The sequence below is a fragment of the Frankia sp. CgKIO3 genome, from assembly GCF_977946435.1.
Genome location: NZ_CDWTMO010000185.1, coordinates 1 through 7,370, shown reverse-complemented (window position 1 = coordinate 7,370; position 7,370 = coordinate 1). Strand labels below are relative to the sequence as shown.

Annotated in this window: 7 protein-coding genes and 1 pseudogene; 4 read left to right on the top strand and 4 right to left on the bottom strand. The window is 68.2% G+C overall.

The features are described 5' to 3' along the window. Positions 1 to 36 precede the first annotated feature (36 nt). Both msrB and AC08OJ_RS17115 read left to right on the top strand, forming a co-directional pair. Positions 37 to 486, top strand: coding sequence for a peptide-methionine (R)-S-oxide reductase MsrB (msrB, locus tag AC08OJ_RS17120; protein WP_476596252.1), 450 nt, complete (start codon positions 37 to 39; stop codon positions 484 to 486). Between the two features lie 79 nt (positions 487 to 565). Continuing rightward, entirely contained in the window at positions 566 to 736 is a 171-nt protein-coding gene (locus AC08OJ_RS17115) for a hypothetical protein (RefSeq protein WP_476596251.1), read from the top strand. A gap of 59 nt (positions 737 to 795) precedes the next feature. On the opposite strand, the gene AC08OJ_RS17110 is transcribed toward AC08OJ_RS17115, so the two are convergent. From AC08OJ_RS17110 to AC08OJ_RS17095, 4 genes are all read right to left on the bottom strand, one after another. Further along, on the bottom strand, positions 796 to 1,083 hold the full coding sequence (locus tag AC08OJ_RS17110) for a hypothetical protein (RefSeq protein WP_476594439.1): 288 nt from the start codon (positions 1,081 to 1,083) through the stop codon (positions 796 to 798). A 217-nt stretch (positions 1,084 to 1,300) separates the two neighbouring features. Then, positions 1,301 to 1,891 (bottom strand): hypothetical protein, encoded by a 591-nt coding sequence (locus AC08OJ_RS17105; protein WP_476596249.1) that lies wholly within the window; start codon positions 1,889 to 1,891, stop codon positions 1,301 to 1,303. Between the two features lie 192 nt (positions 1,892 to 2,083). Beyond that, positions 2,084 to 2,329, bottom strand: a complete 246-nt coding sequence (locus AC08OJ_RS17100; protein ID WP_476594437.1) for a hypothetical protein — start codon at positions 2,327 to 2,329, stop codon at positions 2,084 to 2,086. A gap of 571 nt (positions 2,330 to 2,900) precedes the next feature. Continuing rightward, positions 2,901 to 3,293, bottom strand: coding sequence for a hypothetical protein (locus tag AC08OJ_RS17095; protein WP_476596248.1), 393 nt, complete (start codon positions 3,291 to 3,293; stop codon positions 2,901 to 2,903). Between the two features lie 237 nt (positions 3,294 to 3,530). Here AC08OJ_RS17095 and AC08OJ_RS17090 point away from each other — a divergent pair, with 237 nt between their 5' ends. Both AC08OJ_RS17090 and AC08OJ_RS17085 read left to right on the top strand, forming a co-directional pair. Continuing rightward, positions 3,531 to 3,851, top strand: a complete 321-nt coding sequence (locus tag AC08OJ_RS17090) for an FDXHR family putative zinc-binding protein (RefSeq protein ID WP_476596246.1) — start codon at positions 3,531 to 3,533, stop codon at positions 3,849 to 3,851. Between the two features lie 701 nt (positions 3,852 to 4,552). Then, positions 4,553 to 7,199: pseudogene (locus tag AC08OJ_RS17085) on the top strand (DEAD/DEAH box helicase). Positions 7,200 to 7,370: the final 171 nt, after the last annotated feature.

The following is a 7,370-nucleotide window of genomic DNA, read 5'->3' as shown; positions in this document are numbered from 1 at the left end:
GCCCACTCCAGCCCGCAGAAAGGCAGCCGTCGCACCATGACCGAGACCGACCCCCACGACACCACCACCCCCGCGGCCACCACCGGACCCGACAAAATCGTCAAGACCGACGAGCAGTGGCGCGCCGAACTCGACCCCGAGCGCTACGCCATCCTCCGCCGCGCCGCCACCGAACCCCCCTTCACCGGCGCCTACACCTACAGCAAAGAAAATGGCACCTACCGCTGCGGCGGCTGCGGCGCCGCCTTGTTCACTTCCGACACCAAATACGACTCCGGCTCCGGCTGGCCCAGCTTCACCCAACCCGCCGTCGCCGACGCCCTCGAACCCGTCGAAGACCATTCCCACGACATGATCCGCACCGAAGTCCGCTGCGCCCGCTGCGGCGGACACCTCGGCCACGTCTTCGACGACGGACCCGGCCCCACCGGCCAGCGCTACTGCATGAACAGCCTCGCCCTCGCCCTCGACCCGAACTCCCGCTAGAAAACCCCGACCGACCCGTCGACACCTCCACCCCCATCGGCCGGCCGTTCTTCCGCAAGGCGACCGCTCGCCGAGTGCGGTGCGGCCCGTCGTCACTGATGACGATCTTTCTCCATGCCTCGGCCCACACCTGCGGGTCGCCGTCGCCGCGGCGACGGCGACGGCGACGGCGACCCGGACCGAACATCTGCGGCTGGTGGCGCCGTGGCGCCCTACCTGGGGTGGCGGCTACCGGCGGGCCTGGAGCTGAAGGAACAAGTCGCGCACACCCGCGCCGAGGCGCAGCGGGGTGAGAGATCCGTCCGCGTTTTACGGGAGGTTCGTCCAACGGTGGGAAGCGACGTTGTTGTCGATCGACTGGCCAGCGCCTGTGCCCATCCCTGCGTCGAAGGTGTACGGGGCGAGGTCCGGGAGGTAGACGCCGTTGTAGACTCCCCGGCGAGCGCCGCTATAATTCGTTCCCCAGTACAGCCAGACGTCGTCTAGGGAGCCCGGGTAGCCGTTGTTCCACAACGAGGAGATCTGGTTGCGGCAGCTGCCCCAATCGGCGGAGTCACCGAGGTACGAGGTGCACCACGAATTGCCGGAGGGGTCCACTGCCTCGGTGTCTCGCCACAGCCACAGGCGGCCGTCGGCCGTGGCGTTGGCGGAGGCGTCCGGGGCGGTGGCGGGGGCGCCGAAGGCCGGCCGGTTTGGCGGGCAGCACGGCCGCGCTGGCGGCCGCTACGGCCAGGGCACGGTAAATGGTGCGCATGATGGTCTCCCTTTTCGGTGTGTTCTTGGATGGTTTTCTCTTCCGCCCCGTCACATGCGGTCAGCGTAGCTGCGCAGTAATAGGGCGAGCTCGGGGCAAAGCTGCGAGCTGGAGCCGGTGGGCGGTATCCAGCTCTGCGTGGTATTGGCGGTTGAGCCGCTCGGTGTGCTCCAGGTCGAGCGCCTTGGCTTTCGCGGCCAGACCGGAAACGGCAGCGCAGCGTGCCTCGGTGACGGCAAATCCGATCTCCTGCTCACGGGGCAGCGAGGTCTCTTTCTGGTCCGGCAGGGCCTTCTCACGGAGCTCGGCAGGGCTGCGGTAAGGGCGACCGGCGGCGCGCATACATTCAGCCCACGGTTTGACGGCCTGGTCGAACCGCGGGTCTGCCAGCACGTGCTGTGAGCGGACCTGCGGGAGGGATTCCATGGTTACCTTCGCCTGGAACCAGGTAGGAAGGTCACCGTAGAGGGTGCGCTCGGCTTCCGACTGACAGCCCTGGGAGCTGCGCTGCAGCACCATGCCGTCAGGAGCGCGAGCGGTGACTTCAACAGGGTTCTGACCGTTTGCGGCCTTCAGGGCCTGCGCTCGGCGGGTGGGCGGCAGAGAGCGGAAGTATTTCTGGTTGACATCGGACTCGCGGGCCTTGGCCAACTCATCCTGAATGTCACTGCCGTAGCCGTGCCGGCGAGCCCAGGACAGATCATCGATGACGTAGGGAAACTCTCGGGCGTCGGGGACGGGAAACTGGGGAACGGGGTGATAGAATTCGTAATAAAGTAATTAATGCAAGCCAATATGCGTCTTCGCAGGTCACGGGCTCGCGAGGACCCCGAAGTGAACAAGTTATTTTATTCCGAATCCATAGTTGAAGCCGTGTTCCCCCATACAATTGCGCAGCAGGAGTTGTTCCGCCTCATACAGCGTGGTCTTATCCTGCGCGGTGAGTTCCCGCAGCACCGGACTGAGGCCCGGGCCGCTGACGTGCTCCTGCTGTTGCCCAGACACGCCACCCAGCACGCCTGCACTCGCCGTGGAGACGGCGAATGCTGTGGCCAGCAGAAGCCCCGCGTTGCGCCTCAGCCTTTTCATGACGACCCTCCCTTCCGCTGTCATGTACGGGAAGCTAATATCGCTTCTTCTTTCTTTTCGTGAGGGCAGCATAGATCGGGTACACCGGTGTGTGACCCTGCCAGATGACAGGGTCACACCAGAACCAGAATCTGAAACTTGATGCCGTCAGACGGCACGGCGGGCTGCCCTGCACCTCTGGTGATCCATGGTGATCCAGGTGGTGGGCAAACACCTTCGGCGGGCATCCCACATGGTGAGCGCCCGCCTGCTCCGTGCCAGGTTCACGCCGGGCCCTCCCCCATCCCACCAAAAACGCCGATAATGAGCATTATGTCAAGTAGAGCCGGTCGCAGGGTCTCCCCTCCTCGGCCCCGTGCCGCTCAGCCGCAGTTGATCGACCGGCCCGGATGAACGTGACACATCTCGACCGGCGATGTCCCCCATCCGGATGCCGCCGGTCGAACCACACACGTCGAACCTCGCCACCGGTAATGATCAACGTTGATTATCTTGAAACGAGACGGTAGACGATTGTGCGAGCGCTGGCTGGACTCCGTCGGCCAGCCGTCGGCCGACGAATTTGGGGGACCTAGGCACGGTCTGCGGTCCCCAAACCGTGACTGGCTCCCCATAATTCGGCCACCGTCCGGATACCCTCCCCACCCGATGCGCCTACCCAGAGGCTCCGGGTGACCGGGCGGGCAGGTTGTGCAGACCGGCCTGGGCGGCGGCCGCCGTGCAGTATCCGGTGGACGGCGGCCAGATCCCAGCTGGCGCCGATCCGGATACCGGCGGCGAGCGGCACGCGCGCCGCGGACCGCGCCGACCACCAGACCCAGCGGGGTGCCAGCAACGCCTCGATCTCGGCGAGCACCCGCGCGATCTGGCCGGCCCCGGCCAGCGGATCCCAGCGGGCGAACCCGTCGGCCCGCAGCCGGGCGAGCCGGCCCGACTCCGGGTAGGACGGGGATGCCGACGTCACTGGTCGATTCTCACCGGCGGGTCCGACAGTTCACGCCCCTCCGGACCGCTTCTCACGGTCGCCGCACCGATGCTCACGGTAGCAGCACCAGGGTCCGCGGCGCCTCCGGCGGCCGGTGGCAGCCCGGTGACGCGACGCGCCCGAAGAGCTACAAAGCCGAAATGCCCACGTTGGAAACGTTGAGCGGCAAGAATCCGACGACGGGAGATCGGAACCTTCGCGGGAAGAGGCGGTTTCATGGCAGGGCGGGACAACGAGTACGAACGCCCCATCCTGCTCAGCTGCGGCGGCTGCGACGTGCGCTGGACGGCGCTGACCGCGGCGCACTGCCCGTCCTGCCACGAGACCTTCGCCGGCACCACCACCGGCTTCGACGCGCATCGGGTGAAGGGGACCTGCCTTTCCCCGGAACGGGCCGGGTTGCGCCGCGACCGCGGATACTGGCTCAGCGGAGACGAACAGCCGCCCGGCCGCATCCTGCGGGTCTCCGACCGGCGGGGCGGTTCGGCCGGCCCCGCGGGCGCCGGCGGCGGCGGCGCGGTACGGATGGCCGGCTGACCGAGCCCTCCCCTCACCGGACGGTAGGCGGATCCCGCCTGCCGCCTGCGGCCGGGACTGGATGGCCGAGCCGGTCGCAGCAGGCACGACGCCAGGCATGGTGGTAGGGACGTGCCACCGTCACGGTGTAGTGGACGGACGGGGTAAAGGGTGCCCGTCAGTGAAGATTCGACCGAGGTGGCACGCTCAAAGCCCGTGCCGGTTTTTCTCCGATCAAGCTACGACGTTGTTTCTCAAAGGACCGCGCCCGCGTCCACGCGGCGGGCGGCGATCCGTTTGGCGGTGGGCCACCGCACGTCGTGCACCCAGCCGAGCTTCTCGAACAGGCGGATGAGTGCGGCGCTGGGATCGATCTGGCCGGGCAGGACATGGATTTGGCCGTACCGGACGCGGTAGCCGTAGATTTTATGATAATGGACTCGGTGCTGCCAGATGCAGCGGCAGAGGCGACGATGGCCGACTGCAGTTCGGATTCACGGGACACGTGTTTCCCTCCGTGTCTGGGGGATTGTCAGTGCTACCTGTGGTCGGTTTTCCGGATCGGGGCGTTGGTGCTACCCGCCAGAACCGGGTTGGGTGTACCCCCGCATCGAGGCGTGGAAAGCGGACTTCACGAACACCGCCCACTCCGGGTAGCAAAGCGTCACGGACCGCCCACCCGAAAGCCGTGGGCGACGTTCATCAGGCACGATCGAACGACCATGACACTCACCGACCACCTTCCCCCGACTTCCGGCACCGGCCATGACGGCGAACGGGCCCCCCACCCGAAGGACCCCGACTCGAAGAACCCGGACCTGACCGGCCCCGGCGGCGGGCCTGATCCCGACGCACTCTAATGACGCGTTCACCGAGTGGGTCGCAGAGCAGGGGCTGGAGCTGTACCCGGCACAGTCTGAGGCGCTGATCGAGATCGTCTCGGGGTCGAACGTGATCCTGGCGACGCCGACCGGGTCGGGCAAGAGCCTGGTCGCGGCGGGGGCGCACTTCGCGGCGCTGGCGGCGCGGCGGCGTACCTTCTACACCGCGCCGATCAAGGCGCTGGTGTCGGAGAAGTTCTTCGCGTTGTGCGCGATGTTCGGCGCGGCGCAGGTCGGGATGATGACCGGGGACGCCAGCGTGAACGATACGGCGCCGATCATCTGCTGCACGGCGGAGGTGCTGGCGAACATCGCGCTGCGCGACGGGGTCGCCGCCGACGTCGGTCAGGTCGTCATGGACGAGTTCCACTACTACGCCGATCCCGACCGCGGCTGGGCCTGGCAGGTGCCGCTGCTGGAACTGCCGCACACCCAGTTCATCCTGATGTCGGCGACGCTCGGCGACGTGTCGCTGTTCGAGGCGGACCTGACGCGGCGCACCGGGCGCGGCACCGCGGTGGTGCGCTCCGCGCAGCGTCCGGTGCCGCTGTTCTACCGGTTCGTCACCACGCCGATGCACGAGACGATCGGTGAGCTGCTGGAGACCCACCAGGCCCCCGTCTACGTCGTGCACTTCACCCAGGCGCAGGCGTTGGAACGGGCGCAGGCCCTGATGAGCGTGAACGTGTCGACCCGGGCGGAGAAGGACGCGATCGCGAGGACGATCGGGAACTTCCGGTTCACCGCCGGGTTCGGCAAGGTGCTGTCCCGGCTGGTCCGCCACGGCATCGGGGTGCATCACGCCGGGATGCTGCCGAAGTACCGCCGGCTGGTGGAGCAACTCGCCCAGGCGGGGCTGCTGAAGGTCATCTGCGGCACGGACACCCTGGGGGTGGGGATCAATGTGCCGATCCGCACGGTGGTGTTCACCTCCCTGTCGAAGTACGACGGGAGCAGGGTGCGGCTGCTGTCGGCGCGGGAGTTCCACCAGATCGCCGGGCGGGCCGGGCGGGCCGGCTACGACCCGGTCGGCAACGTCGTCGTGCAGGCCCCCGAGCATGTGATCGAGAACGAACGCGCGTTGGCGAAGGCCGGGGACGATCCGAAGAAGCGGCGCAAGGTGGTCCGCAAGAAACCCCCCGAGGGCAGCGTCGGGTACGGCCTGGCGACGTTCGAACGGCTCGTCGCGGCCGAACCCGAGCCGTTGACCTCCCAGTTCACCGTGAACCACGCGATGCTGCTCAATGTGATCAACCGGCCGGGGGACGCATTCGCGTCGATGCGCCACCTGCTCACCGACAACCATTCGGATCGCGCCACCCAGCGCCGGCTGATCCACCGGGCGATCGCGATCTACCGGACGCTGCTGGCGGCCGGGGTGGTGGAGCGCCTCGGCACCCCCGACGAGCTGGGCCGCAGCGTGCGGGTGACGGTGGACCTACAGCTCGACTTCGCGCTCAACCAGCCGCTGTCCCCGTTCGCGCTGGCCGCGCTGGAGCTGCTCGACCCGGCCTCCCCCTCCTATGCGCTGGATGTGCTCTCGGTGCTGGAGGCGACCCTGGACAATCCCCGGCAGGTGCTGCACGCTCAGCTGTCGAAGGCGAAGGGGGAAGCGGTCGCGGCGATGAAGGCCGAGGGCGTCGACTACGACCGGCGGATGGAGCTGCTGGAGGAGGTCAGCTATCCCCAGCCGCTGGCGGAACTGCTGGGCGCGGCGTTCGGCCTGTACCGGCGGGGGCATCCCTGGGTCGACGATTACGAGCTGGCGCCGAAGTCGGTGGCGCGGGAGCTCTACGAGCGGGCGATGACGTTCGCCGAGTACGTGGCGTTCTACGGGCTGGCCCGCTCCGAGGGGCTGCTGCTGCGCTACCTGGCCGACGCCTACAAGGCGCTGCGCCAGACGGTGCCCGAGGACGCCCGCACCGAGGAGATCGTCGACCTGACCGAGTGGCTGGGGGAACTGGTCCGCCAGACCGACTCGAGCCTCCTCGACGAGTGGGAGCGGCTGAGCAACCCGGCCGGGGACGGTGCGGGCGCCCCGGGCGCCGCGGGCGCCGCGGCGGGCGGTGGTGGCGTCGACGGGCGGCCACCGGCGGTCACGGGCAACATCCGGGCATTTCGGGTGCTGGTGCGCAACGCGCTGTTCCGCCGGGTCGAGCTCGCCGCGCTGCGCCGCTACGACACGCTCGGTGAGCTCGACGGCGGGTATGACGGCGGGTTCGACGCCGACGGGTGGCGGGCGGCGTTGGAGCCGTACTTCGCCGAGCATGGCGAGATCGGGACCGGTCCGGACGCGCGGGGGCCGGGTCTGCTCATCCTCGACGAGAAGCCGGGGACGCCGGGGGCGCCGGGGATGTGGACGGCGCGGCAGATCTTCGACGACCCGGCCGGGGACCATGACTGGGGCTTCAACGCGGAGATCGACCTGGCCGCCTCGGACGAGGCCGGGGTCGCGGTGGTCCGGGTCACCGCCGTCGACCGACTCTGACACCCGTAGAGGAACACAAAATCCGTTCCCACTAGGGTATTTGGTGAGGATCGTCCAATTACCAAGGGGCTGGTTGCGGTGACGAGCGCGGACCGGCACGACCCGGAGGTCGGGCAGTGGTGGAAGACTCTCGCGGAGGAAGGCAGCCCGGTCGATCTCAGGACCGACCAG